Here is a 24,607-nt window from a genome sequence, read left to right as displayed (position 1 = left end):
GACTCTCCGGTGTGACGGCGATCAGTACGACGGGAGCGACGGGTCGACCGTGTTGACCCAGGAGACGATGCCGCCCTGGACGTGCACCGCGTCCTTGAACCCGGCCGCTTTCAGCGCGGCGAGCGCCTCGGCCGAGCGCACCCCGGACTTGCAGTGCAGCACGATCTGCCGGTCCTGCGGGAACCTGGCCAGCGCCTCGCCGGACAGGATCTCGCCCTTGGGGATCAGCACCGCGCCGGGGATCCGGTTGATCTCCCACTCGGCGGGCTCGCGGACGTCGACCAGGAACACGTCCTTGCCGGTGTCCTGCCAGTCCTTGAGCTCACGAGCGGTGATGGTCGAGCCGGTCACCGCCTCCTGCGCCTCCTCGGAGACCGCGCCGCAGAAGTCCTCGTAGTCCTCGAGCAGGTCGGTGACGGTCGGGTTCTCCCCGCAGAGCGCGCAGTTCGGGTCCTTACGGACCTTGATCTTGCGGTACTCCATCTCCAGGGCGTCGTAGACCATCAGGCGGCCGACCAGCGGCTCACCGATGCCGGTGATCAGCTTGATCGCCTCGTTGACCTGGATCGAGCCGATCGACGCGCAGAGCACGCCGAGGACGCCGCCCTCGGCACAGCTCGGCACCATGCCGGGCGGCGGGGGCTCCGGGTAGAGGCAGCGGTAGCAGGGACCGTGCTCCTCCCAGAAGACCGAGGCCTGGCCGTCGAAGCGGTAGATCGAGCCCCACACGTACGGCTTGCCGAGCAGAACGGCCGCGTCGTTCACCATGTAGCGCGTGGCGAAGTTGTCGGTGCCGTCGACGATCAGGTCGTACTGGCTGAAGATCTCTTTGACGTTGTCGCGGTCCAGCGCGGTGTTGTGAATGACCACGTTGACCAGCGGGTTCACCTCGGCGATGCTGCGCGCCGCCGACTCCGCCTTGGGCGTGCCGACGTCGGAGACGCCGTGGATGATCTGGCGCTGGAGGTTGGACTCGTCGACCGTGTCGAAGTCGATGATGCCGAGCGTGCCCACGCCGGCCGCGGCCAGGTAGAGCAACGTCGGCGAGCCGAGGCCGCCCGCGCCCACGGCGAGGACCTTGGCGTTCTTCAGCCGCTTCTGCCCGTCCATCCCGACATCGGGGATGATCAGGTGACGCGAATAGCGGCGGATCTCGTCGACGCTCAGCTCGGCGGCCGGCTCGACGAGCGGGGGCAGAGCCACAGTTCACTCCCCGGGTTCGGTGGTAAGGATCGCCGCCCATTCTTGCTCGTTCGGCGCGGTTGTGCCCATGACGTCCACCACGGGCCCGACATGCGGGATCGCGGAATATTTACGGCCTGGGCTCGCCCGCGTACCGCTTCCCGTCCCGGTAGGGCCAGGCGTTGCGGACGCAACCCTCCAGACCGTACGTCTGGGGCAGCATCACCGGCGCCGGTTTCCCCTCGCCGGGGCAGGCCTCGTGGCCGTGCCCGAGCTGGTGCCCGACCTCGTGGTTGATCGCGTACTCGCGGTACTGGTCGAGCTCGCCCTCGTAGTCCGGGATCGCGGTGGCCCAGCGCTCGGCATTGATCACCACCTCGCCCGGCAGCCGGCACGAGGTGAAACCCTCGGTGTGCAGGCCGCCGGTGGCGCACATCCGCTCCGACGTCTTCGGCGTGGCCAGGAAGATGGTGAACTCGGCGTTCGGATCCGACTTCGGCACCCGGCGCAGGCGGAGCTTGCCGCTCGCGATCCAGCTCCGGTGGTCACCCAGGGTCTGGTCGATCGACTCGGCGAAATCGGCCGGCGCGACCCCGGACACCGTCTCCTCGACGGCCACCCGGAACCGGTGCATCTTGCCGGCTTCGCCGAGGATCGGGCCGCGCGATCTGGCGTACCGGAAATCGCCCGTCTTGCCGGCCTCCGGCGGCGCACCCTGCACCGAGCCGACCCGGTCCGCCTCGTTCTTCGCCGCCACGTCGCCGGCTTGCTCACCGCCGGCCGGTCCGGCCGCGCGCTGGGCCGTCTCCTGGTCGACCGCCGCGGGTCGCTGCCGATCCCGCAGCTCATGACCGACGATCAAAACCAGGGCGACCACCAGGACGTACGCCAGGAAGGTCACCCGGCGCCGGCGACGCAGCAGCTTGCGGCCGGACGGCGTCAGCTTCGCCGGACTCTCCGCCTGACCGTCGACGTCGGGCGGCGGACTGGTCCGGTCGATCTCCACGACCGGCGGCTCCGCATGCTCCTCGTGAGGAACAAATTCCACAGATTTCGGTACGACCAGAGCCGCCTCGGGCTCGGCGGGGGGTGGGACGGGCTGCTCGTGGGCCGGGGGCGGGGTGCGCTCCTCGGCCGGATGCCACAGGCCGTCGGGGATCCCGGCCGGCAGGCGCAGGCTTTCCGGGAGGCCGGGCGGCGGGTGCTCGGTCGACCAGAACCAGGCGGCGTCGTGTGCTTCCTCGGTCGCCGGGTCGGCCCAGGTCTGGTCGGCGGTGACCCGCGGGATCTCGGCGGTGTCGGGCACCGTGCCCGGCATGGTGTCGCCGGTGTGGGGGGGCAGCGCCGGCCGGTTCCCGGCCGGTGCCACTGGCGCCTCAGCGTGCCGGGCCGCTTCCGCGTGCTGGGCCGCCTCAGCGTGCCGGGCCGCCTCAGCGTGCCGGGCCGCCTCAGCGTGCCGGGCCGCCTCAGCGTGCCGGGCCGCCTCAGCGTGCCGGGCCGCTTCCGCCATCGGGTGGGCGGTTTCGGCTTCCGGCATCGGGCGGGCGGTCCTCGCTGGGACGGCCGAGGGCCGCGTGAGGTTCTCGCCCGGCTCTTGATAGGCCGTGGACTGCGAGCCCGTGCTCCCGGCGGTACCCGGTGTCGCGTTCGCCGACCTGCCGCGAGACCGTTCGGCCCGGGTGGGCGCCTCGCCGTCGGGCCGAACCTGCGTCCCGCCGCCTGACCAGCCCATGGGAGTCGGCGCCTCGCCGGCAGATCGGTCCGGTCCGGTCGGCGCTTCGGCAGCGGGCCAGTCGGTCGGGGCCGGTTCGCCAGCGGGCCGGGCCGGATCGCCGGCGGGCCGGGCGGTCGGGGCCGGTTCGCCGGCGGGCCGGGCGGGAAGGGCCGGTTCGCCGACGGGCCGGTCGGTCGAGGCCGGTTCGCCGGCGGGCCGGGCGGGCGCGAAGAAGCCCGACTGGGCGGCGGGGCCGGACGGATCCGGCTGGGTGGACGTGATCGTCGCGGCCTTCAACGGACGGACGATCGGGCGACGACGGCTGGGGCGCTCCGGCGCGACATCCGCCATCTGCTCCGGCTCGGCGGGTGGCTGTGGGACCTCCGGGGCCGCTGAGGAGCGGCGGCGGGTCGCTTCCGGTGAGGCCGGCGGGTGCGGTGGGTCGGCTTCGGGCAGGGTGGTCGGCGGCCGGACGGCCTCCGGCGGGCCGGCCGGGGGACGGGACGCCAGGGGCGGCCGGGAACCGGAACCGGGCCGGGTCCCGGCGGCGGGCGCACCGGTGTTGCGCAGTCCGGCGGCGCTCGACGAGCGGCGGCGGGGCGCGGGGCGGGGTGTCTCCTCGACCGGTTCGGGCTCTTCGGCCTCGGGCTCCGGCTCCGGCTCGGGTGGGAGGGCACGGGCGGCGGCCAGGCGTTCGGCGGCCAGTTCCAGGATTCCCCGGGTCATGCCGGGTGGGAGCCCCGTCTCCGGGTCCACCGGGGGCGGGGCGGCGGCGGGCTGGGCGTGCCGGGGCGCCGAGTGCCGTGACGGCGCTTCGGCGGGAGGCTGCGGCCGCAACGGGCCCTGCGGCGCGGAGTCCGGCTGTGCTGAGGCAGGCTGCCCGAAGTCCGGCTGCGCTGAGGCAGCTTGCCCGAAGTCCGGCTGCGCTGAGCCAGGCTGCCCGAAGCCCGGCTGCGCTGAGCCAGGCTGCCCGAAGCCCGGCTGCGCTGAGCCAGGCTGCCCGAAGCCCGGCTGCGCTGAGCCAGGCTGCCCGAAGTCCGGCTGCGCTGAGCCAGGCTGCCCGAAGTCCGGCTGCGCTGAGCCAGGCTGCCCGAAGCCCGGCTGCGCTGAGCCAGGCTGCCCGAAGCCCGGCTGCGCTGAGCCAGGCTGCCCGAAGCCCGGCTGCGCTGAGCCAGGCTGCCCGAAGCCCGGCTGCGCTGAGCCAGGCTGCCCGAAGCCCGGCTGCGCTGAGCCAGGCTGCCCGAAGCCCGACGTTCCCCGGGACGACGACCTGGAGGAGGACGGGCCAGGAGTCAGGGTCGAGGACCGTGAAGGTCCCGAGATCGACGGTGTGGAGGTCGGCGGCTCGGTGGTCGCGGGATCGGCTCGGTGGCGGGCCGGTGGTTCCTCCGTGGCCGAGCGGTGGCGGCCGACCGGAGGGACGGCCGGTTCGGCGCTCCGCCGGTGGCGGCCACCGCCCGGGGCCGAGGGGTTCCGTTCCGGGGCGGCGTGCAGCGCCGGACGGCCGGGCTCGACAGAGCGGACGACGGTTTTGCGCGGTGTCGCCACCGAGGCGGCCGGCACGTCGGTGGAGAGCGTCTTGCGCGGGCGCGCGGCTGTCCCGGTGTCAGCGGGCACGGCACGGCGCCGGGCCGGCGTGGTCTCCCCGGCGGCCCGGCGTTGGGCCGCCGTTCTGCCGACCTCCGAGGGCTCCCCGATCGCGGCGGCCGCTTTCGCGGCTCGGCCGGCGCCTCCCGCGCCGGTTCCGCCGACTGACTTCCGGGCGGTTGCCGACGTTTTTCCCGAGACCGTGCCCCCGGTCGACTTCCCCGAGACCGTGCCGGCGGTCGACCCATTGGCCGTCTTCCGGGCAACCGTCCTTCCCGCAGTCGCTCCCCCGGCCATTCCGCTGACCGACTTCCGGGCGGCCGTCCGGCGACCGGCGGAATCGGCGGAGCTCGCGGCAGCGGACTTCGCTACGGCCGTCCTGCGAGACAGCGAACCAGCAGAGCTCGCAGCAGCCCTGCGAGAAGCGGAATCGGCAGAGCTAGCGGCAGCGGACTTCGCGGCAGCGGTCCTGCGAGAGGCGGCGTCGGCGGAACTCGCGGCAGCGGTCTTGCGCGCCGTGCCATCCGCCATCGTCGACCGGCCCGCGCCACCGGCCACGCTTGACCGGGTGGCGCCTCCAGCCGCGGTCGGCTGCCGGGTGCCCGAGGCCGAGGCCGACTGGCGGGTGCCCGAGGCCGCGGGCGACTGGCGGGTGCCCGAGGCCGCGGGCGACTGGCGGGTGCCCGAGGCCGCGGGCGACTGGCGGGTGCCCGAGGCCGAGGCCGACTGGCGGGTGCCCGAGGCCGCGGGCGACTGGCGGGTGCCCGAGGCCGAGGCCGACTGGCGGGTACCCGAGGCCGAGGCCGACTGGCGGGTACCCGAGGCCGAGGCCGACTGGCGGGTGCCCGAGGCCGCGGTTGACCGGGTGTTGACGACGGTGGATCTGGTCGTCGCGCGGGTGCCTGCCGGCAGGGCCGGTTCGGTGGCTGCTTTCCGCGTTCGGACGGACTTCTTTGCGGTGTCGGCCTGTGCGGTGATGACGGCCTTCGACGACGTCGCGGTTGCGGCGGACGTCGTCTTGGCGCGGGTCGGCTCGGTGCGGGCGCGGCGGCCGGTGGCGGACGGGTTCGCGCCGGCCGCTGGATCAGGAGAGGCATTTGTCGCGTTTGCCATAACAAGGGCCAGCCTGCCACGACTCGCCGCTCGTCACAGGAGAATCGGATTCCCCACCGGAAGAACCGGACCCCACCTCACCGCGCATGCACCACCAGCGACGACGGCACCTCGCCGACCCCACGGCAGAGCCGAAGCGCGGTGAGTGGGGCCGAGGAGGCCACAGCAGTGCGGGCCGGACACGGCGAGCGGTGGGAACCGAAGAGGGCCCGCAGCACGAGCCGCCCAGGACCAGCGGCCGGGCGAGCAGCGCGAGCCGGACGGGACAAGAGGCCGGGCCAGTGGCGCGAGCCGGACGGGACAGGAGGCGTGGGCTGGACAGGGCTAGAGGTGGGGGCCGGCGAAGGGCTTGTTGTTCAGGCGGGGCCAGGCGTAAGGGACGCAACCGCGGGTGGTGAGGGTCTGCTGGACCATGACCGGGGCCGGCCCACCCGACTTGGGGCACCCTTCGTGGTGCCGGCCGAGTTCGTGGCCGACCTCGTGGTTGATCACATAGTTGCGGTAGGTCGCCAGCGGCACCTTGGCGTTCAGATAGGGCTTCGCCGACTTCCGGTAGCGGTCCAGGTTGATGATCGCCTGGCCGGTGGCGCGGCAGGACGTGTACGGCACGCCGCCGATCCGGATGTTGGTGCCGCCCCGCTGGCACATGCGGCCGGCGCTGTCCCGGGTGGCCAGGTAGACGGTGAAGTCGGCCGTCTCGCCGGCGCCGACCATCTGGAGGCGCAGGGTGCCGTTCCCGATCCAGCTGCGGGGGTCACCGAGGGTGCTCACCACCTGGGTCGCGAACGCTTCCGGGTCCTCGCCACTGCCTTTCTCCACGGCGACCCGGAAACGGCGGATCGGGCCCTTGGCGCCGAGGATCGGGGCGCGCTTCACCGCGTACGCGAAAGTGCCTGAACCGTGTGCCGGGACCGCCCCGGCGATCTGCAGGACCTTGGGGGCGACCGGCGTCGGGGTGGCCGAGGGCGAAGCCGAGGCGGGCGTCGACTCCAGGATCGGGGCCGAAGGGGACGGCGTGACCGGGACGGAGGGCGTGGGCGTGATCGAGAGGGCGGCCGAGGGGGCTGACGACGCGCCGCGGTAGGCCATCGTGACGACGGTGAGCAGGACCATCGTGACGGCGAACAGGGCGAGCCACCACTGGCGCCACCGGTCGTCCGCGGGCGGCGGAGTCTCCGGCTCGAGGACGGGGGCGACGGGAGCGATCATCTCGCGGTTCAGCCTCGCACATGAGCGCGACTCGCACCCACCTGAGTCGATCTTGTGAGACCGGGGTTATGCCGTCTCGTCGAGCATGCCGGCGATGGCGCGGGCGACCAGCCGCGGCACCTCCATCTGCGCCACGTGGCCGACGCCGGGCAGGATCAGCAGGCGGCTGTCCGGGATCGCCCTGGCCACCTGGGCCGGCACGCGCGGATCGACCAGCTTGTCGTTGAGACCACCGATCACCAGCGTGGGCGCCTGCACGCGGGCGGCGAGACGCCACTGCGAGTTGTCGCCCGGCAGGTACGCCCGGAGGAAGCTGCTCACCAGGCCGCGCAGGGTGCCCAGATAGGCCCGCGGATAGTGGGCCACCGTGTAACGGAGCTGGATCTCCTCCATCGCCTCGGCGCGGCGCTGCGGATGCACCTTGGTGGTGTCCCCGAAGCAGGCGGCCAGCACCTGCTCGGCCATCTGCTCCACGGTGATCCGGGTCAGCGCCCAGGCCATCAGACGCTCCGCGCCGGGCAGCGCGAGCAGCGGCAGCACCGGGCCCTGCGCGGTGCGGCGCGGGTCGAGGAACGGCATCGCCGGGGAGACCAGGGTGAGCGTGCGCACCAGGTCGGGGCGGAGCGCGGCGACCCGCACCGCGATGGAGCCGCCGAGCGAATTGCCGACCAGGTGGACCGGGCCGCGGCCGGCGGCCTCCAGATAGTCGATCAGCGTCGCCGCGAAGGCCGGGATCGAATAGCGCGGGCTGGGGTCGCTGTAACCGAAACCGGGCAGGTCGACGGCCTGCCCGTCGAACCGATCGGCGAGCAGGCCGGCCAGGTCGGTGAAATTCTGCGAGGAGCCGCCGAGGCCGTGCACGTAGACCGCGGGCTCGGCGTCGGGACGCAACGCCGGGGTGTCCCGGACGTGCAGCATCGCGCCGCCGACCGTGACCCGTCGCGCGGGCCAGGGCGGTGGCACCTCACCCTCCGGCAACACCGCGGTGTCGCCGGCCAGAACAGCGCCTTTCATCAAGCCAACAGTGCCTCGACACGCCGGTTGACGGCAGCCAATGTGGCCCGCACCATGGCGTGCCGGTCGTCACCCGTGACGACGGCCGAGCCGGCGAGCTGCTCGACCCAGCCGCCTCCGCAGGAGAGCAGCAGCACGACGACGGCGACCTGGGTGGAGCCGAACGAGACGGCGGAGGCGTGCTCGACGAAGCAGCGGGCCGGCCCGTCGGCGTGGGTCGAGGCGGCGAGCAGCTCGTCGACCGCGCCGGCGGTGGCGGTGGCGCAGAGGCGCAGCAGGTAACCGTCGACGGCCGGGCCGGTGGCGACGCCGGAGGCGGTCCGCTCGCCGGCGCGCAGCCGCACCTCGACGGTGGCGTCCGCGCCGAACGTGTTGACGTGCACGTTCTCGATCAGCACGCGGGGGCCGGGGCGGTCGCCCGGGTCGAGCGGGCGGGGCTGGTTGAGGTCGCGCGGGCGGACCGCGGCGACCCGCTCGGGCCGCTGCGGCAGCGGGGGTGGCGACGTCGTCAGCGGGGCCGGCGTGACCGGAGCCGGCGGGGTCACCGGCGCGACCGGCGTAACCGGCGTGACCGGCGCCGCCGAAACGGGGGCGGGAGCGGGCGCGGCCGACACCGGGGCCGCGGAGACCGGCTTGACCGCGGCGCGCGCCGGGCGCGGGACCTGCTGCGGCACGGGCGGGGCGGTGGGCAGGGTCCCGGGCATCGCCGCGTCCAGGCCCATCCGCTCCTGGAGCAGGCGGGCCACGTGCCGGCTCACCTCGGCGGCGTCCGCGCCGTCGGCCAGGTCCAGCCGGAGGCTGTGCGCACCGGCCGGGGTGGCTCGCAGCGACGCGTCGCGGACCCCGTCCACCTCGCGCACGGCGGCCAGGATGGCCTGCACGTCGAAGCCCTCCTGGCGCTCCTGTGCGGGCACCACGTCGCCGCGACGCAGGTGCGTCGCGATGCGCGCCAGGGCAGGCGCCTCGGCCGATGGCTCCACGGACGGCGGCTCCGGAACTCGCGGCACGTCCGGCTGGGCGGGGACGCGCTGAGGCAGGGCTCCGCTCGGCTCGTCCAGCGCGGAGCTCGGGCTCTCGGTCGGGTCGGACAGGTAGGAGGAGGGGGCGGGCTCGTAGCCCCGGCGGGCGAAGCTGCTGGCATCGTACGTCGGCAGGCCCGGCAGGGGCCCGTTGTCCACCGATCGCTGGTCGCCCACCGGTGCGGTGGGCTCCACCCGGGGCAGCCCCTGCGCCAACGTGTCGTTGAGCAGTGCGTGCCGGGATCGGATCGGGTCGGACGGCGCGTCGGTACGGCTCAGTGGATCTCCCTGGGTCGGACCCGGCGGGGTGGGCCGGGTCAGCGGCACGGCGGCGCGTTGCGCCGGGGGTGGCGCGACGACGCGGTAGGAATCGTCGAGGTCACCCTCATAGGGGAACGGCGGCGCGCTGGACGGCGTGGGCGACGCCGGATCGACCGGACGCGGCCGGTGACCGAGAATGTCAGCAAGCCGGCTGCGATCGCCGGGCCACGACGGCGGAATGTCGGTGTTCCCGGAAGGGGGAATCTCGGTGGGCTGCGACAGGTCCCCGAACCCCGGGGGCGGCAGTGCCTGCGCCGGCACGGCCGAGCTGGGGGCGGGCCCGAACGGGTGCTCCGGGAGCGGCTGGCGACCGGCCGGACCACGCCGCCACGGCGGCAGGTCCGCCTCCTGTTCCAGCGCCGCACCCGCGTTCGACCACGGGCTTTCGCTGTTCGCCCAGCCGTTCATCCGATTGCGGTCATACGCGTCGGCACCGTTGCCGCCACCCGCGGCTCCGGTGTCTCCGGAATGCCCTGATTCATCCACCGCGTGCTCCTCGCTCGCCCCCGCTGAGGCTACCGTGTGGTTGCAGTGGCGATAAGTTGCAGCGTCGCGACAATTGCCCGCACGACCGCGACAAGCGCCGATCCGGGCAATCCGCGTCGACAAACCGCGGGGACCGACCCCCTGGAGGTTCACCAGATATGACCGCCGCGTCCGGCGGGGCTCAGACCACTCGCCCCACCCGGCTGCCACGTTCGGCACGCCGCAAGCAACTGCTGGCCGCCGCCCAGCAGATCTTCGTCGCGCACGGCTACCACGCCGCCGCGATGGACGACATCGCGGAACGCGCGGGTGTTTCCAAGCCCGTGCTCTACCAGCACTTCCCCGGCAAGCTGGAGCTGTACCTGGCCCTGCTGGACACGCACTGCGACGCGATAATCGCCAAGGTCCGGGGCGCGTTGGAGGCGACCCCGGACAACAAGGAGCGCGTCAAGGGCGCGGTCCGGGCGTATTTCGACTTCATGGACCACGAGAGCGAGGCGTTCCGTCTCGTCTTCGAGTCCGACCTGCGCAACGATCCACAGGTGCGCCAGCGGGTCGAGCGGGTCGAGCAGGGCTGCATCGAGGCGCTGACCGAGACCATCATCTCGGACACCGGGCTCCGGCCGGACCAGGCGAAGCTGCTCGCTTCCGGCCTCGCCGGCGCCTCCGGTGCGGCCGCGCAGTACTGGCTGGCGAACGGGCGTCCTACGCCCAAAGCTGAAGCCGAGAGCCTCGTCGCCGCTCTGATCTGGCGCGGGATCGCGAGCTTCCCGCTGCAGGGCGGTTCAACGGCCGGAACGGCACCGGAAATCGGATAGCCTTTCCAAGCGGTACACGGGTTGACAGAGGAGGACTCCGTGGAGGTCAAGATCGGCGTGCAACAGTCGCCGCGTGAGCTCGTGCTGGAAAGCGCCCAGTCTCCGGCGGAGGTCGAGCAGGCCGTGTCCGAGGCACTGGCCAAGGACGGCGTCCTTTCGCTCACGGATGAGAAAGGTCGCAAGGTGATCATCCCGGTCGCCAAGCTGGCCTACGTGGAGATCGCCGAGGCCTCGCACCGGCCGTTCGGCTTCACCACCCGTTAATCAGGGAACGGGAGGGCGCGCTGGTCGCAGCGTTCCCTCCCGTAACTGCTCTCGCGTGCGTCTGCTATTGGGTCGGGTAGACTGGCTGGTGTCGCCGTCGATCTGTCAAGTTCGACGGCCTGCGTGTGGCCCGCTTTCGAGCGTGCGGCCCGCGCCAAACCAGACCGCGCCCCAGACACTCAACGGGCGCACCACGAGAGGGCACCCGTAAAACTTCATGACCGACAATGAGCAGGCTCTAGTCCCCGTAACGAATCGCGCCCCGGTCCGCCCGGACAGCCCCACCTTCGCTGAGCTGGGTGTCCGCCCCGAGACCGTGGAGGCGCTGGCCAAGGCCGGCATCACGCACGCCTTCGCCATCCAGGAGTACGCGCTGCCGATCGCGCTGCGCGGCTCCGACCTGATCGGCCAGGCGCCGACCGGCACCGGCAAGACCCTCGGCTTCGGCCTGCCGCTGCTGGAGCGGGTGCTCGCGCCGTCCGAGGGCGCCGACGGCCGCCCCCAGGCCCTGATCGTCGTCCCGACCCGTGAGCTGGGCCTGCAGGTGGCCCGCGACCTGGCCGCCGCAGGCAGCACGCGCGGCGTCCGGGTGCTGCCGATCTACGGCGGCGTGGCGTACGAGCCGCAGGTCGACACCCTGAAGAAGGGCGTCGAGATCCTGGTCGGCACCCCCGGCCGGCTGCTCGACCTGGCGAAGCAGAAGCAGCTCAAGCTGAACGCGGTCCGCGCGCTGGTCCTCGACGAGGCCGACCGGATGCTCGACCTGGGGTTCCTCGACGACGTCGAGAAGATCCTGGCGATGCTCCCGGAGCAGCGGCAGACCATGCTGTTCTCGGCCACCATGCCGGACCCGATCGTGGCGCTGTCCCGCCGGTTCCTGCACAACCCGATGACCATCCACGCCGGGCACACCACCGACAGCGGGCCGAACCCGCTGACCAAGCAGGTGGTCTACCGCACCCACCCGCTCAACAAGATCGAGATGGTGGCGCGGATCCTGCAGGCCAAGGACCGCGGCCTCACGATGATCTTCACGCGGACCAAGCGGGCCGCCGACCGGGTCGCCGAGGACCTCGACTTCCGCGGTTTCGCGGTCGCCGCGGTGCACGGTGACCTGGGCCAGGGCGCCCGGGAGCGTGCCCTGCGCGCGTTCCGCAGCGGCAAGATCGACGTGCTCGTGGCGACCGACGTGGCGGCCCGTGGCCTGGACGTCTCGGGCGTCACCCACGTGATCAACTACGACTGCCCGGAGGACCCGGAGACCTACACGCACCGCATCGGCCGCACCGGTCGCGCGGGCGCCACCGGTGTCGCGGTCACCTTCGTCGACTGGGAGGACATGCCGCGCTGGGTGCTGATCGACAAGTCGCTCGGCCTGACCATGCCGCAGCCCCCGGAGACCTACCACACCAGCCCGGCGCTCTACGTCGACCTGGACATTCCGGCCGACGTCTCGGGCACCCTGCCGACCGCGGAGCGGAACCGGGCCGGGCTCTCCGCCGAGGTCGAGGAGGACCTCGGGGGCGGTGGCCGGGGTCGCCGGCAGCGCCCGGGCCGCGGTGGGCGGTCGCGTGGCGGGTCCGCTCCGGCTTCGCCGGGTGACTCGGCTTCGCCGTCGTCCTCGTCCGAGGACGCGGAGCGGCCCCAGCGGCAGCGGCGCCGGCGGCGGGTCGTCGAGGGTCCGGAGGCCGACGTTTCCGGTACGCCCGAAGCGCCCGCTGCCACGGATGCCTCGTCGGCGACCGCTGAGGAGGCGACCGCTCCCCGGGCTCGGACCCGGCGCCGGCGCAGCCCCGCCACCACGGTCACCTTCTCGGACTCCGGCACCTCGGAGAACGCCGGGGACGCCACCGGATCCGGCTCCCCCGAGCTGACCGTCCCGGCCGCGGATGCCGCTGCTCCGGCCGCCGACGGGGACGCCGAGGCCAAGCCGCGTCGCCGCCGTCGCCGGACGACCGGCCGGGCCGCCGAGGCCGGTGAGCCGGCCGAGAGCATGACCGGTGGCTCCGACGCCGGCGTGGGCACCACCGCCGAGGCCTGATCGCCGCTCGCGCGTGGGACCGCTGGACGCGGTCCCACGGCGTACGCAAAGCCGGTCTTGATCCTGGGTCGGTCAGGTCCAGCGGTTCTCGAGATCGGTGAGCAGGTCGAGGTTGAGCTGGGCCGCGGCGGCCACCTCGGTGAGGAAGGCGTCCTGCTCGGCGCGGTTCCACGGGACCCGGTCGAGGCGGGTGCGATAACGCGCCTGGAACAGCTCGGGGTCGACGCCCTCGAAGACGAAGAAGCGGTAGCCCTGGCGGCGGAACCGGAACGCCTCCAGCACCGCCGCGCCCAGCCACTGCCCGCCGTCGAGATCGTGCAGGTAACGCGTGCAGTGGTGGGCCACGTAACCGGTCGCGCGGTCGAACGCCGCCGACCGGATCCGGGTGCAGTACGTCGTGGTCGCGGGCAGCGCGACGAGCCGGCTCTGCCAGCGTGGCCCGTGCAGGAACCGCAGGTCGGACTCGAGCGCCGGGATCCGGAACAGCTCCGGGAAACAGAACCGGCCGGCCACCGGGTCGTCGGCCATCGCGGTGGTGGCCAGCTCCAGCGACTCGTAGACGAACCAGTGCTGCCCGGTGAGCTCGGCATATGCCGCCATCGGCAGGCGGCCGAGGGTCAGGTCACGGACGAAGCGGCTGTGCCGGGCGACGGTGTACATGTCGGCGAGGATCTGCTGCACCTGGGCCGAGAGCAGGCCGGTGGCCGGCGCTCCGGTCTCCGCATGCCACATCGGACCAACCTAGCGGGGCGGGGCGTCCCGCACACCCCTCGGGGGCATCCCAACCTGCGGGCAGAATGGTGTTATGCCACAACCGCTCGACCAAGCGCTCGCCGAGGTGCGCGAACTCCTCCTCGCGCCCGGACTGATCCGGGCCGTCGCGGCCGGACGACGCCGCGGCCAGACCCCCTCGGTGACCCGCGCCCAGATCCGCCCCGTCACCCTGAAGAGCGGCTCGCGGCTCCAGATCGTCACCGACGACGGCGCCCGCCCCTTCACCCGCAACATCGCGCCCGGCGCCGAGGCCGCCGCCGCGATCGACGAGCTGCTCGCCGAGCCGTTCGGGAACTGGCACGTGGAGACCGCCGCGGCCACCGTACAGGTGCGGATCACCAAGAAGGGTGACGCCCAGGTGCACCGGTCCGCCGCGGTGACCACCCCGGCCGCCGCGCAGCAGCACGACCGGGCCAAGCAGTGGCTGCTCGATCCGGGCGACCCGCTCTTCGACGTGATCGGGGGCAACGCCGCCAAACGCCGGCAGATCGACGCGTTCCTGCGCGCCCTCGCCGCCACGCTGCCCGACGAGCTGCCGACGCCGCTGCGCGTCGTCGATCTCGGCTGCGGGAACGCTTATCTCACCTTCGCCGCCTACCGCTATCTGGCCGGGCGAGGCGTCTCGGTCCAGGTCGTCGGGGTCGATGTCCGCGAGGACCAGAGGGTACGCAACAGCGCCGTCGCCGAGCGGCTGGGTTGCTCCGCCGAGGTCACCTTCGTGGCCGGCACCATCGAGGCGGCCGAGCTGCCGTTCACGCCGGACCTGGTGCTCGCCCTGCACGCCTGCGACACCGCCACCGACCAGGCGCTGGCCCGTGCCGTCCGGTGGGAGGCGCGCTGGGTGCTGGCCGCGCCGTGCTGCCACCACGACATCGCGGCGCAGCTCAAGGGTGGCGCGTCGCCCACGCCGTACGGGGAGTTCACCCGGCACGCGATCCTCCGGGAGCGCTTCGCGGACGTCCTCACCGACTCCCTGCGGGCCGGCCTGCTCCGGCTCAACGGCTACCGGGTGGACGTGGTGGAGTTCATCGACTCCGCGCACACCCCGCGGAACCTGCTGCTCCGCGCCCGGCGGACCGGCGCCCCGGCCACGCGAGAGCAGCGCGCCGAGTACGACGCGCTGCTCGATCAGTGGCAGGTGAAACCGGCGCTCGCGGTGATGCTCAACTGACCCGCAGGGTCCACGCGGCGGTGTGCACCTTCCCGGCGACCTGGAAGTCGAAGAACATCCGGTAGTCGCCGGGGCTGGGCGCGGTGATCCAGAACTTCACCTTGCCGTCGACCAGCTGCTGCTCGGGGTGGACGTGCACGTACGCCAGGTCGCCCTGGCGCATCACCACGAGATGGCCGTACGCCCCCAGGTACGGCTCGACGGCGCCGCCGGTCACCGTCATCAGCAGCGGCTGGACGGCCTGGGTGCCGGGGGTGCCGGCGTAACTCACGGTGAGCCCTCCGGTGGTGGTGGTCCGCTCCGGGGCGGGCAGCGGGACCGGGACGTAGTCGCCGGCCACGATGAGGTCGGTGCCCAGCGTGGTGGCGATCTGGCGGCCGCCGACCAGGGCGGTGAAGTCGGCGATCATCCGGTAGACGCCGGGCGCGGGCAGGGTCAGGTCGACGCTCCACGTGCCGTCGGCGGCCATCTCCGGGTGCAGGTGCTGGAATCCGGTGAGGTCGCGGCGGAGGACGATCAGGTGCAGGGGCTTGTCGTGCACTATCGCGTACGACGTGACCGGGGCGCCGCCGGTGGCGTCGACGGTGAAGCGGAGAGGCTGGGGTTTTCCGGCCTGGAACGTGGTGGCGGCCGGGTGCAGGGTGAGGCCGTCGGAGCTCAGCGAGAGGCCGCCGACCGCGGCGCCGGCGGTCGTGGTGGTGCCGGCTCCGGTGGCGCCGTGGGTGTGCGGCATGTTCTCGTTGATCGCGGTGGGGGCGGCGCTGGGGGTCTGGGCGGCCGGAGCGGGAGTCCCGTTGTTCAGGCGGCCCAGGCCGTAGCCGGCGAAGAGAACGACGATCAGCAGGGCGCCGAAGGCGGCGAAACGGAAGCCTTCGTTGCGGGTGGGTTCGCCGGTGTCCGGTTTGACGTCGACGTCCAGTGCCCATTTGCCGGGCTTCTTGCCGCTTGGGCTCGCCTCGTCGGCTTTGTCCGCCTTGACGGCCTTGCTCTCGGTGGCCTTGCCCTCGGCGTTGCTCTCGGCCTCGCTTCCCACGGCCTTGCTTTCGGCGGCCTTGCTTTCGGCGGGCTGGGCTTTCTGGGGCTGGTCAGGCATCCGCGAGCTCGTAGCCGGCCTCGTCGACGGCCCCGCGGACCGCATCCTGGCTGAGCGGCGCCTCGCTGGTCACCGTCACCGCACCGGAGCCGAGGTCGACCTGCACGCCGGCGACGCCCGGAAGCCCCTCGAGCTCCTCGGTCACCGCGTTGACGCAGTGCGAGCAGGTCATGCCCTTGACGGTGTAGGTGCTGGTCACAGCCATGATGAAGCCTTTCGCTCTGCTGGGCGTCTGAAACTAATGTCGCTCGCCGGACCGATCCGGTTCCCCGCGACGCCTATGACTTGATCAACCGGGCGATCGCGTCGGACGCCTCCTTGACCTTGGCGGAGGGGTCGCCGGCCCGGGCCGCGTCCACCACGCAGTGGGCCAGGTGGTCCTCCAGCAGGCCGACCGCGACCGCCTGCAACGCGCTTTTCGCCGCGGAGATCTGGGTCAGGACGTCGATGCAATAGGTGTCCTCGTCGACCATCCGCTGCAGGCCGCGGATCTGCCCCTCGATCCGGCGCAGGCGGCTGACCAGGGCCGCCTTGTCCCCGGAGTAACCATGCGGTCCGTGCTGCGGAGTCGGCTCGTCGGACATGCGCCCAGCATACCCCCCGCCGGTATCCGCGAACTGTCACACCCCGGCGCCGGCGGCCGTCAGCGTGGGTGGCTCGTTCTTCGTCAATCAGTGGGAATGAGTTGGCGGGCCGGAGCGGTCGGCGTGACACCATGCCGACGGAATCCAAACGGCAAAGGAGTCATCCGTGGGAAACCGCGAGCGCAACGGCTACGTCCTGACCGACGACGCGACCCGGGTCGACGTCGATCGAGTGCACCGCTGGCTGGACGAGGAGTCCTACTGGGCCACCGGCAGATCGCACGAGCTGGTCAGCCGCTCGATCGCCGGCTCCGTGCCCTACTCGGTCCTCGCCGGTGACGAGCAGGTCGCCTTCGCCCGGGTGGTCACCGACGGCGCCACCTTCGCCTGGGTCTGCGACGTCTTCGTCGACCAGGCACACCGCGGCCGCGGCCTGGGCGGCTGGCTCGTCGACAGCATCGTCGAGGACATGACCGCCCGCGGCATCCTCCGCCTCCTGCTCGCCACCCGCGACGCCCACGAGGTGTACCGCCGCTCCGGCTTCACCCCTCTCGAAGGCGCCTCCCGCTACATGGAGCTCGACCGCCGCCCCACTCGGAACGCCATCCTCGCCCACCCTGACCTCGCCCACCCTGACCTCGCCCGGCCCTGACCTCGCCCGGGCCTGAGCAAAACGGACCACCGAGCGAACGGACCGCAGAACGAGCGGATCGCGCACGACGAGCACCGCGCACGAGGAGCGCACCTCCGGCTGCCGGCCCACCGCGCCGCGCCGACCGGACCTCCGGCGGCGGGTGCACCGCGCGCGACAAACGACCGGGGGCGATAAGCACACCGCCCGTGACCAGCGGATCATGGGCAACGAGGCGCCTGCCCGTGACAAACGGACCACGGGACGAGCGGACGGCAGAACGAGCCGACCGCAGAACGAGCCGACCGTGGGACGAGCCGACCGTGGGGCGGGGCTGGGTGGGCGGGTCTTTGGTCAGCCGGCCACCGCGAGGGCGAGCGGGAGGACGGCGTCGGCCCCGGACCTGCGGAGGACTCGGCCCGCCAGGGTCATCGTCCAGCCGGAGTCGACCAGGTCGTCGACCAGGAGCAGCGGGCCGGGGTGAGCGGACACGGCGGCGGCCAGGTCGGGCGGGACCGGGAAGGCGTCGTGCAGGGCGCGGACCCGTTGGGCGCTGTTGCCCCGGAAGGTGTCCGCCCCGGAGCGGGTCGAGGGCAGGCTGCCGAGTAACGGCAGGCGGCCGATCGTTGCGATGTGGTCGGCGAGGCTGTGGACAAGCTGTGGATGACGGCGGGAGCCGATGGCGACGACGCCGGCCGGGCGCTGGGACCAGGCGTCGTCGCCCCGGGCCCAGGCCTTGAGAACCTCGACAACCGCGGCGGCCAGCTCGGCCGGGATCGGCGCGTCCGGCGCGTCCGGGCCGACCACGCCGCGCAGGCGCGCGCCCCAGCCCAGGTCGGAGAGGCGGCCGACGGCCCGGCCGGGCTCGATCTGCTCGGCGGGGCCGATCTTGCCTTTCAGCGAGATGCCGACGGCGGCCATGCCGGTGGGCCACATCTTTTTCGGCGCGACCTCCACGCCGGGCCGGCCGAGGAACGCCTCGGCGGCGGCCAGCGAACCGGACGACACGTCGGCGTCGAAGAGCGGGCCGGCGCAGTTGTCACACCGGCCGCAGGGCGCCGCCTCCGGGTCGTCGAGACACCGGCGGAGGAACTCCATCCGGCAGGTGGGGGTCACTGCGTACTCAAGCATGGTTTGCTGCTCGGTGTCGCGGGCCTCGGCGACGCGCCGCAACCGGGCGGTGTCATAGGTCCACGGCTCGCCGGTGGCGAGCCAGCCGCCGCGCGTGCGACGCACCGCGCCGTCCACGTCGAGCACCTTGAGCAGCAGCTCCAACCGGTTGCGACGCAGGTCGACGAGCGGCTCCAGGGCCTGGGTGGACAGCGGCCGCTCGGCGGAGAGCTGGGTCAGCACCGCCCGCACCTGCTCCTCCGGCGGGAAGGCGAGCGAGGCGAAATAACGCCAGATCGCCGCGTCCTCCGGGCCGGGCAGCAGCACCACCTCGGCGTGCTCGACGGCCCGGCCGGCCCGGCCGACCTGCTGGTAATAGGCGATCGGTGAATTCGGCGCGCCCAGGTGGACGACGAAGCCGAGATCCGGCTTGTCGAAGCCCATGCCGAGCGCGGAGGTGGCCACCAGCGCCTTGATCTTGTTGTCCAGCAGGTCCTGCTCGGCGGCTCGGCGCTCGGCGTCCTCGACCTTGCCGGTGTAGGTCGCGACGGCGAACCCGCGGGAGCGCAGGAAGTCAGCCGCCTCGGTCGCGCCGGCGACGGTCAGTGTGTAGACGATGCCGGAGCCGGGCAGCCGCTCGAGGTGGTCGGCGAGCCAGGCCAGCCGGTGCGCCGGGTCGGGTAGCCGGAGCACCGCGAGGCGCAGCGAGTCACGGTCCAGCGGGCCGCGCAGCACCAGGGCGTCGCCGAGCTGGTCGGCGACGTCGGCGGTGACCCGCGCGTTGGCGGTCGCGGTGGTGGCGAGCACCGGGGTGCTGGCCGGGAGTCCACCGAGGAAGGTCCGCAGTCGCCGATAATCCGGCCGGAAGTCGTGACCCCAGTCCGAGACACAGTGCGCCTCGTCGACCACCAGCAGGCCGGTGCTGTGCGCCAGGCCGGGAAGCACGTTGTCGCGGAAGTCGGGGTTGTTCAGCCGCTCGGGGCTGATCAGCAGCACGTCGACCGTGCCGGCCCGGACCTCCTGCTCGATCTCGGACCACTCCTCGAGATTTGCCGAGTTGATGGTGCGGGCGCGGATGCCGGCCCGGGCGGCCGCGTCCACCTGGTTACGCATCAGGGCGAGCAGCGGGGACACGATCACCGTGGGGCCGGTGGAGCCGGCGGCCCGCAGCAGGGCGGTGGCCACGAAGTAGACCGCCGACTTGCCCCAGCCGGTGCGCTGCACGCAGAGCACCCGCCGGCGGTCCACGGTGAGCGCCTCGATGGCGCGCCACTGATCCTCACGCAGTCTCGCGTGCTCGCCGGCGAGCCGGCGCAGCACCTCCTCGGCGCGCTCCCGCACACTCGCCCGCTCAGCCGCTCCGGCCGTGTTTCGCGTCGTCTCGGTCACCCGGCATGTCTACCAGCCCCCACCGACAGAACCGGAGTTATCCACATTCCGCCGTTGTCCACAGGCTCGGATGCGAGTTCACGAGATCTGGGCCAAGCTGCGTGGGCATCCGAAGTCCAGCGGCAGGAGGAAGCCATGCGGGCAGCACACCGGCCGGGCGCCCGGGGCGACGGGGCTCGTCCGCCACCAGGCGGCCGCCGGGCGGCTGGCTTCGGCGCAAACCCGACCCGGACCCACCCCTGAATGGAAGTCTCAGCACATGAGCAAAACGATCGCCGAGAAGCTGTTGATCAAGCCGAACTCCACCGTCTGGCTCAACCAACCGGCTCGCCTGCCGCTGCTCACGCCGATGCCGGAGGGCGTGCGCGAGACCGGGACGCTGGCCGCGGCCGGCACCGCTGTGCTCTTCGCCGAGGACGCCGCCAGTGTGCGGGAGCAGCTCACCGAGCACCGGGCCGACCTCGACAAGCCGGGCGCGTTCTGGATCGCCTATCCGAAGGGCAATAAGGCGGACATCAACCGGGACACCCTCTGGCCCATCGTGGCCGATTTCGACATGCGGCCGTGCGGGCAGGTGGCGATCGACGAGCGCTGGTCCGGCCTGCGGTTCCGGCCGAACCGGCCGGACGAGGGCCGGTTCACCGGCGGCGGCCAATGACGGGAACCGGCGGCCAAAGACGGGAACCGGCGGCCAAAGACGGAAACCGGCCGCCAAAGACGGGAACCGGCGGCCAAAGACGGAAACCGGCCGCCAAAGACGGGAACCGGCGGCCAAAGACGGAAACCGGCCGCCAAAGACGAAACCCGGCCGCCAATGACCGGGACCGGCCGCCCGTGACGCGCACCCGGCCACCGATGAGCGGGACGGCCCGACCCGGCGGAAGCCACTGACCGCGACCGCCCGGCCCGGCGGCCGGGTGATCCGGCCACCGGGTACCACGGGCAGGGGCTTTACGCGTACCGAAAATGGATTCAGCGACCCAGGACGGTCCCGCCGTTGACGTTGATGATCTGACCGGTGACGAAGCCGCCGCCCGGACCGGTCAGCCAGCGCACCGCCTCGGCGATGTCCGACGGCTCGCCGGCCCGCTTCAGCAGCGACGCGTCGACCCGCGAGGCGTGCCCTTCCGCGGTCATCCGGCCGTCGAAGAACTCGCTGTCGGTGATGTATCCGGGCGAGATCACGTTGGCCGTGATGCCCTCGGCGCCAAGCTTGGTGGCGAGGTCCAGCACGTACCCGTGCAGGGCGGCCTTGGCCGCGGAGTAGGGCCCGCCGCCGCCCCGCTGGGCCGCGATCGAGCTGGTCAGGATGATTTTGCCGCCCGGGCGGCGGAGCAGCGGCAGCAGCGCCGTGGTCATCAGCACGGCGGTGAGCACGTTGGAGTCGAGGTTCGCCCGCCAGCGCGCGGCGACCGCGTCGAGGCTGTCCTCGTCGCCGCCGATGAACGCGCCGGCGTTGTTGACCAGGACGTCCACCGCGCGGCCGGCGATCGCGTCGACCACCGCGGGGATCTGTGCCGGGTCGGCGGCGTCCGCGGTGATCGCCGAGGCCTGCGGGCCGATCCATTTCACCGCGTCCGCGAGCACCTCGGGACGCCGCCCCACGATGATCACGTCGTAACCCTCGCCCGCGAGCATGCCGGCCGTCGCCCGGCCGATTCCGGTGCCACCACCGGTGACCACTGCCAGTCTTGTCATGGAGTCGACCCTATCCGCGCGACCTGACCCCTTTGATCAGAGAGCGAGAGAGAAGCCACCGCCGCGTTTGGCCGGGGGCGGTTGCGAGCGGCCGGCCGGTGGCGGTGGCGGCTGCGGCTTGCGGGAGCCGGTGCCGGGCCGCGACGACGGGCGCTTGCGTTTGCGGATGGTCTCCTCGGGGCCGGGGCGGTCCTCGGCCGAGGCCGCGCTCACCGAGTCGTCCGCGACCGGGGCCGGTTCGCTGACGCTGCCGAGCACCTCGGCCCGGCACGGGTGCCCGTTCATGGCGAACGAGAGCGGCAGCGGGTTGCGCTCCCGGTAGCCGCCGCGCAGCGTGACCACCCGGCTCCGGCCCTGGCCATGGATCATGACGTGCCGGCCGCGCTGGGCGACCGACTTCGGCGTGCCGGCCAGCCGCTGACCGCCGGGGAAGGAGAAGTCGACGCGCCAGCCGTTCGTGCCGCCGGTCGTCTGCACGGTCAGTCGCGCCTCGAAGGTGCCGCCCGAGTCGCGCCTTACCTGGTAACGGACGGCGCAGCGGACCCGTTGCACCGCGCCGCCGCCCGAGGCGGGACCGGCGGCCGAGGCGCTGGAGCGGCCGGCGTCGGCGGCCTCCCGCCGGGCCGACCAGCTGAGTGCGCTGCCGGCCAGCAGGACCACGCTGGCCAGGGCGGCGACCGCCGACAGCCGGTTCCGTGCCGCCGCCGGGCGGTTGCGGCGCGGCCGGGAGCCGACGAAGACGCCGCCGCCCAGCGGCCGCACCCGGCCCAGCCGGAGCAGGGCGCCGATCCGCAGGCCGGCGCGGAGTCGCAGCTTGAGGACCTGGGTGCCGCCGAGGCGGCCCTTGCCGTCGGCGGGTGCGGGGGCCACGCCCCGGGCGGCCGGGACGGCCGGAACTGTGGACAGCTCGCCCGGACGCAGCGGCGGGATGATCGGGCGGACCCCGACGGTGGCGGCCAGGGCGCGGGCGAGTTCAGCCGAGGGCGGGCGGTCGGCCGGGTCCTTGGCGAGGCAGCGCAGGCACAGGTCGGCGACGGCGGGCGGCATGCCGGGGAGGTCCGGGACCGGGTCGGGGTCGGCGTACAGGTGGGCGCGCAGGGCCTCGGCGGTGCTCTCGGCGGGCCACGGCATCCGGCCGGTGAGGGCGCGGTAGAGCAGGAGGCCGAGGGCGTACACGTCGGTGGCCGCGGAGACCTGGGCGCCGGCGAGCCGTTCCGGGGCCAGATAGGCGGGGGTGCCGAGCAGGCTGCCGTCCGGGCCGGCGTCCCGCTGGCCGACCACCGCCGAGATGCCGAAGTCGACCACCTTGGCGCCGGAGCCGGTGAGCATCACGTTGGCCGGGGTGACGTCCCGGTGCACGACGCCGCGGGCGTGTGCGGTGGCGAGCGCCGAGGCGACCTCGGCGCAGACCATCACGGCCTCGCGCCAGTCCAGCGAGCCCTGCCGGCCGATCCGGGCGCCGACCGACTCGCCGTCGTTCAGCTCCATCACCACGTAGGGGACGGTCAGCCGCTGGTCGGTGAGCAGCGCCTCACCGAAGTCGTAGACGCCGGTGATGTGCGGGTGGCAGAGCCGGGCGGCGGCCAGCGCCTCCTGCCGGAGCCGGTCCCGGAACGTGCGGTCCTCGGCCAGCTGCGAGGAGAGCACCTTGACCGCGACCTCACGGCCCAGCGTCTCGTCGTAACCACGCCAGACCACGGACATGCCACCGGTGCCGAGCTTCTCGACGAGGCGATAACGCCCGGCGATACGAAGCGATCCCACATGACCGTTTCGCTCCGTACGCCCCATGCGCCGATTCTCGCCCGATCAGCTCACGCTCCGATGGCGCACACCAAAACCCGTCGCGAATCGCTCCCCAGACTGCCCGAATCACCCCAAAAGTTGGTCCGTCGGCGCGTAGTCGTCGGTCAGCACCCGGGCGCTGCCGACGTACCGGGCGAGCTCGTCGCCGGTGAGTACCTCGACCGGCTTCTCGATCCGGGCCAGCCGGGCGATGAGCGCCGCCAGCGGCAGCGGGCGGCGCGAAGCCACGATGACGAAGTTGGAGCCGGCCTCGCCGGCCAGGGCGTCCGCCGGGGCGATCAGCGCGACGTGCGGGAAGACGGCCATGACGGTCGCCACCTCGGTCGGGATGAACCGGTCCGGCGGGTAGTCGATCACGTTCTGGGCGTAGACGCCGTCGTCCCGCAGGGTGCGCGAGATCTCGGCGGCCATCTCCCGGGTGGCCAGGTGCCAGGGCACCACCTGGTGGCCGAAGGCGTCGCCGACCACCAGGTCGTAACCCGCCGCGGGGCGCTCGGTCAGGCCGACCCGGGCGTCGCCCACCCGGACCCGCAGGTCGGGGCCGGTGACCAGGCCGAGTTCGCGTCTGTCCAGCTCGACCAGCTCACCGTCGAGCTCGAGGACCAGCTGGTCGCTGCCGGGGCGGGTGGCGCGCAGGTAGTTCGGCACGGTGAAGCCGCCACCACCGATGTGCAGGGCGTCGATCGGGGCGCCGGCCGGGCGGAGCACGTCGGCGACCGCGCCGATCCACTGGACGTACTCGAACTCCAGGTGGCGAGGGTCGTCGAGGTCGACGTACGAGTGCGGGGCCGAGTTGAGCAGCAGCAGGCGGCCGCCGGGACGGTCCGGGTCCGCCTCCACCCGGGCGCAGTGATAAGCCGTCTCGATGTCGCAGGGCGTCGGCGAGATCGCGCCCATCCCGGCCCCGAGCAGCCCGATCGTGGCCAGCAGGGCCCGGAACCGCGGCGAGCCGGGCAGCTCCGGGTGGGTCTCGTCGCGCCGCAGCCACCAGCCGAGGGTGAGCCCGCCGAGCGCCAGCAGCACCGCCAAGCTCAGCACGATCGCGCTGCTCGGCATCGCCGCGATGAGGACGAACCCGGTGCCCAGCGTCGCGGTGATCGCGCCCAGGGTGCCGACGCTGGACAGCCGGCCGACCACGGTGCCGGCCTCCCGCAGGCTGCTGAGCTGGAGTTTCACCACCATCGGCGGGATCGCGGAGAGGACGAAGGCGGGCAGGAACACGGCCAGCGCGGCGAGCAGGAGCACGGCCGGGGCGGCACCGCCGCGCAGCAGCTCACCGCCCCAGCGGACCAGCGGCAGGGTGACCGCGGCGCCGATCGCACCGAGGATCAGGGCCGGGGCGAGCAGCATCCGGGGGTCGTACCGGTCGGCGAGGCGGCCGCCCAGCCAGGCGCCGTAGGCGATCGCGGCCAGCGAGATGCCGATCACCGAGCTGCTGACCTGGAGGGTCACCCCGACGTACGGCCCGACCAGGCGCAGCGCGACGATCTCCAGGACCAGGACGGCGCCGCTCGCGCCGAAGGCCAGCGCACTGGCCAGGGCCGACGGCAGGGCGCGGGGCGGCGCGGTCTCCATCGCCGGAT

The 24,607-nt window shown here is 73.2% G+C and carries 20 protein-coding genes; 7 read left to right on the top strand and 13 right to left on the bottom strand.

Going from position 1 to position 24,607, the window contains the following annotated elements; translation table 11 throughout:
• Window positions 1–21 precede the first annotated feature (21 nt).
• Window positions 22–1,203 carry an adenylyltransferase/sulfurtransferase MoeZ gene (gene moeZ, locus Aiant_RS24130; protein ID WP_189329134.1) on the bottom strand — a complete coding sequence of 394 codons (1,182 nt, stop codon included), beginning with the start codon at window positions 1,201–1,203 and terminating at the stop codon, window positions 22–24.
• Window positions 1,204–1,312: 109 nt separating this feature from the next.
• The gene (locus Aiant_RS24125; protein ID WP_229829927.1) at window positions 1,313–2,719 is read right to left on the bottom strand and encodes a DUF3152 domain-containing protein; all 1,407 of its coding nucleotides are present in this window, start codon (window positions 2,717–2,719) and stop codon (window positions 1,313–1,315) included.
• Between the two features lie 1,966 nt (window positions 2,720–4,685).
• Between Aiant_RS24125 and Aiant_RS24120 the strand changes: the two genes are divergently transcribed.
• On the top strand, window positions 4,686–5,741 hold the full coding sequence (locus Aiant_RS24120) for a hypothetical protein (protein WP_189329133.1): 1,056 nt from the start codon (window positions 4,686–4,688) through the stop codon (window positions 5,739–5,741).
• A 179-nt stretch (window positions 5,742–5,920) separates the two neighbouring features.
• Here Aiant_RS24120 and Aiant_RS24115 read toward each other — a convergent pair whose 3' ends face one another.
• The 3 genes from Aiant_RS24115 to Aiant_RS24105 all read right to left on the bottom strand — a co-directional run bounded on the left by Aiant_RS24115 (window position 5,921) and on the right by Aiant_RS24105 (window position 9,645).
• The gene (locus tag Aiant_RS24115) at window positions 5,921–6,805 is read right to left on the bottom strand and encodes a DUF3152 domain-containing protein (RefSeq protein ID WP_189329132.1); all 885 of its coding nucleotides are present in this window, start codon (window positions 6,803–6,805) and stop codon (window positions 5,921–5,923) included.
• Window positions 6,806–6,871: 66 nt separating this feature from the next.
• Window positions 6,872–7,819, bottom strand: coding sequence for an alpha/beta hydrolase (locus Aiant_RS24110; protein ID WP_189329131.1), 948 nt, complete (start codon window positions 7,817–7,819; stop codon window positions 6,872–6,874).
• Window positions 7,819–9,645 (bottom strand): Daple, encoded by a 1,827-nt coding sequence (locus tag Aiant_RS24105; RefSeq protein WP_189329130.1) that lies wholly within the window; start codon window positions 9,643–9,645, stop codon window positions 7,819–7,821. The genes Aiant_RS24110 and Aiant_RS24105 overlap by 1 nt, the downstream gene beginning before the upstream one ends.
• 158 nt (window positions 9,646–9,803) lie before the next feature.
• On the opposite strand from Aiant_RS24105, the gene Aiant_RS24100 reads away from it, so the two are divergent.
• The 3 genes from Aiant_RS24100 to Aiant_RS24090 all read left to right on the top strand — a co-directional run bounded on the left by Aiant_RS24100 (window position 9,804) and on the right by Aiant_RS24090 (window position 12,768).
• A complete protein-coding gene (locus Aiant_RS24100) occupies window positions 9,804–10,463 on the top strand; it encodes a TetR/AcrR family transcriptional regulator (protein WP_185039360.1) in 660 nt (219 codons plus the stop codon).
• A gap of 39 nt (window positions 10,464–10,502) precedes the next feature.
• A complete protein-coding gene (locus tag Aiant_RS24095) occupies window positions 10,503–10,727 on the top strand; it encodes a DUF3107 domain-containing protein (protein ID WP_189329129.1) in 225 nt (74 codons plus the stop codon).
• Between the two features lie 217 nt (window positions 10,728–10,944).
• Complete coding sequence (locus tag Aiant_RS24090; protein WP_189329128.1) at window positions 10,945–12,768, top strand: DEAD/DEAH box helicase; 1,824 nt, start codon at window positions 10,945–10,947, stop codon at window positions 12,766–12,768.
• Between the two features lie 72 nt (window positions 12,769–12,840).
• On the opposite strand, the gene Aiant_RS24085 is transcribed toward Aiant_RS24090, so the two are convergent.
• On the bottom strand, window positions 12,841–13,500 hold the full coding sequence (locus tag Aiant_RS24085; protein WP_189329127.1) for a biliverdin-producing heme oxygenase: 660 nt from the start codon (window positions 13,498–13,500) through the stop codon (window positions 12,841–12,843).
• Window positions 13,501–13,573: 73 nt separating this feature from the next.
• On the opposite strand from Aiant_RS24085, the gene Aiant_RS24080 reads away from it, so the two are divergent.
• Window positions 13,574–14,713 carry a class I SAM-dependent methyltransferase gene (locus Aiant_RS24080; protein WP_189329126.1) on the top strand — a complete coding sequence of 380 codons (1,140 nt, stop codon included), beginning with the start codon at window positions 13,574–13,576 and terminating at the stop codon, window positions 14,711–14,713.
• Here Aiant_RS24080 and Aiant_RS24075 read toward each other — a convergent pair.
• The 3 genes from Aiant_RS24075 to Aiant_RS24065 form a co-directional block, all read right to left on the bottom strand.
• Window positions 14,706–15,806 carry a hypothetical protein gene (locus Aiant_RS24075; RefSeq protein ID WP_229829875.1) on the bottom strand — a complete coding sequence of 367 codons (1,101 nt, stop codon included), beginning with the start codon at window positions 15,804–15,806 and terminating at the stop codon, window positions 14,706–14,708. The two genes, Aiant_RS24080 and Aiant_RS24075, sit on opposite strands and share 8 nt — an antisense overlap.
• Window positions 15,799–16,011: a heavy-metal-associated domain-containing protein gene (locus Aiant_RS24070; protein ID WP_189329125.1), complete on the bottom strand. Its 213-nt coding sequence runs from the start codon at window positions 16,009–16,011 to the stop codon at window positions 15,799–15,801. The genes Aiant_RS24075 and Aiant_RS24070 overlap by 8 nt, the downstream gene beginning before the upstream one ends.
• A 73-nt stretch (window positions 16,012–16,084) precedes the next feature.
• Window positions 16,085–16,390: a metal-sensitive transcriptional regulator gene (locus Aiant_RS24065; protein ID WP_189329124.1), complete on the bottom strand. Its 306-nt coding sequence runs from the start codon at window positions 16,388–16,390 to the stop codon at window positions 16,085–16,087.
• 166 nt (window positions 16,391–16,556) lie between these two features.
• Here Aiant_RS24065 and Aiant_RS24060 point away from each other — a divergent pair, with 166 nt between their 5' ends.
• A complete protein-coding gene (locus Aiant_RS24060) occupies window positions 16,557–17,042 on the top strand; it encodes a GNAT family N-acetyltransferase (RefSeq protein WP_189329123.1) in 486 nt (161 codons plus the stop codon).
• A 333-nt stretch (window positions 17,043–17,375) separates the two neighbouring features.
• On the opposite strand, the gene Aiant_RS24055 is transcribed toward Aiant_RS24060, so the two are convergent.
• Window positions 17,376–19,520, bottom strand: coding sequence for a RecQ family ATP-dependent DNA helicase (locus Aiant_RS24055; protein WP_189329122.1), 2,145 nt, complete (start codon window positions 19,518–19,520; stop codon window positions 17,376–17,378).
• Between the two features lie 259 nt (window positions 19,521–19,779).
• Here Aiant_RS24055 and Aiant_RS24050 point away from each other — a divergent pair, with 259 nt between their 5' ends.
• A complete protein-coding gene (locus Aiant_RS24050) occupies window positions 19,780–20,178 on the top strand; it encodes a hypothetical protein (protein ID WP_189329121.1) in 399 nt (132 codons plus the stop codon).
• Window positions 20,179–20,492: 314 nt separating this feature from the next.
• Here the strand turns inward: Aiant_RS24050 and Aiant_RS24045 are convergent, their stop codons facing one another.
• From Aiant_RS24045 to Aiant_RS24035, 3 genes are all read right to left on the bottom strand, one after another.
• Window positions 20,493–21,218, bottom strand: a complete 726-nt coding sequence (locus tag Aiant_RS24045; RefSeq protein ID WP_189329120.1) for an SDR family NAD(P)-dependent oxidoreductase — start codon at window positions 21,216–21,218, stop codon at window positions 20,493–20,495.
• 36 nt (window positions 21,219–21,254) lie between these two features.
• The gene (locus Aiant_RS24040; protein ID WP_189329119.1) at window positions 21,255–23,009 is read right to left on the bottom strand and encodes a serine/threonine-protein kinase; all 1,755 of its coding nucleotides are present in this window, start codon (window positions 23,007–23,009) and stop codon (window positions 21,255–21,257) included.
• A gap of 81 nt (window positions 23,010–23,090) precedes the next feature.
• Window positions 23,091–24,599: a fused MFS/spermidine synthase gene (locus Aiant_RS24035; RefSeq protein WP_189329118.1), complete on the bottom strand. Its 1,509-nt coding sequence runs from the start codon at window positions 24,597–24,599 to the stop codon at window positions 23,091–23,093.
• Between the last annotated feature and the right edge of the window lie 8 nt (window positions 24,600–24,607).

Origin of the sequence: Actinoplanes ianthinogenes (genome assembly GCF_018324205.1) — a bacterium.
Lineage (GTDB): Bacteria > Actinomycetota > Actinomycetes > Mycobacteriales > Micromonosporaceae > Actinoplanes > Actinoplanes ianthinogenes.
Note: the sequence above shows the minus strand (reverse complement) of the source record. Positions and strands in the feature narration are given on the sequence as shown.

Bases quoted from the DNA above. Each gene is read 5' to 3' on its own strand.
- Aiant_RS24125 (WP_229829927.1), bottom strand. From the start codon at position 2,719: ATGCCGGAAGCCGAAACCGCCCACCCGATGGCGGAAGCGGCCCGGCAC.
- Aiant_RS24115 (WP_189329132.1), bottom strand. From the start codon at position 6,805: ATGATCGCTCCCGTCGCCCCCGTCCTCGAGCCGGAGACTCCGCCGCCC.
- Aiant_RS24110 (WP_189329131.1), bottom strand. From the start codon at position 7,819: ATGAAAGGCGCTGTTCTGGCCGGCGACACCGCGGTGTTGCCGGAGGGT.
- Aiant_RS24100 (WP_185039360.1), top strand. From the start codon at position 9,804: ATGACCGCCGCGTCCGGCGGGGCTCAGACCACTCGCCCCACCCGGCTG.
- Aiant_RS24090 (WP_189329128.1), top strand. From the start codon at position 10,945: ATGACCGACAATGAGCAGGCTCTAGTCCCCGTAACGAATCGCGCCCCG.
- Aiant_RS24085 (WP_189329127.1), bottom strand. From the start codon at position 13,500: ATGTGGCATGCGGAGACCGGAGCGCCGGCCACCGGCCTGCTCTCGGCC.
- Aiant_RS24080 (WP_189329126.1), top strand. From the start codon at position 13,574: ATGCCACAACCGCTCGACCAAGCGCTCGCCGAGGTGCGCGAACTCCTC.
- Aiant_RS24075 (WP_229829875.1), bottom strand. From the start codon at position 15,806: ATGCCTGACCAGCCCCAGAAAGCCCAGCCCGCCGAAAGCAAGGCCGCC.
- Aiant_RS24070 (WP_189329125.1), bottom strand. From the start codon at position 16,011: ATGGCTGTGACCAGCACCTACACCGTCAAGGGCATGACCTGCTCGCAC.
- Aiant_RS24065 (WP_189329124.1), bottom strand. From the start codon at position 16,390: ATGTCCGACGAGCCGACTCCGCAGCACGGACCGCATGGTTACTCCGGG.
- Aiant_RS24050 (WP_189329121.1), top strand. From the start codon at position 19,780: ATGAGCAAAACGATCGCCGAGAAGCTGTTGATCAAGCCGAACTCCACC.
- Aiant_RS24045 (WP_189329120.1), bottom strand. From the start codon at position 21,218: ATGACAAGACTGGCAGTGGTCACCGGTGGTGGCACCGGAATCGGCCGG.
- Aiant_RS24040 (WP_189329119.1), bottom strand. From the start codon at position 23,009: ATGGGGCGTACGGAGCGAAACGGTCATGTGGGATCGCTTCGTATCGCC.
- Aiant_RS24035 (WP_189329118.1), bottom strand. From the start codon at position 24,599: ATGGAGACCGCGCCGCCCCGCGCCCTGCCGTCGGCCCTGGCCAGTGCG.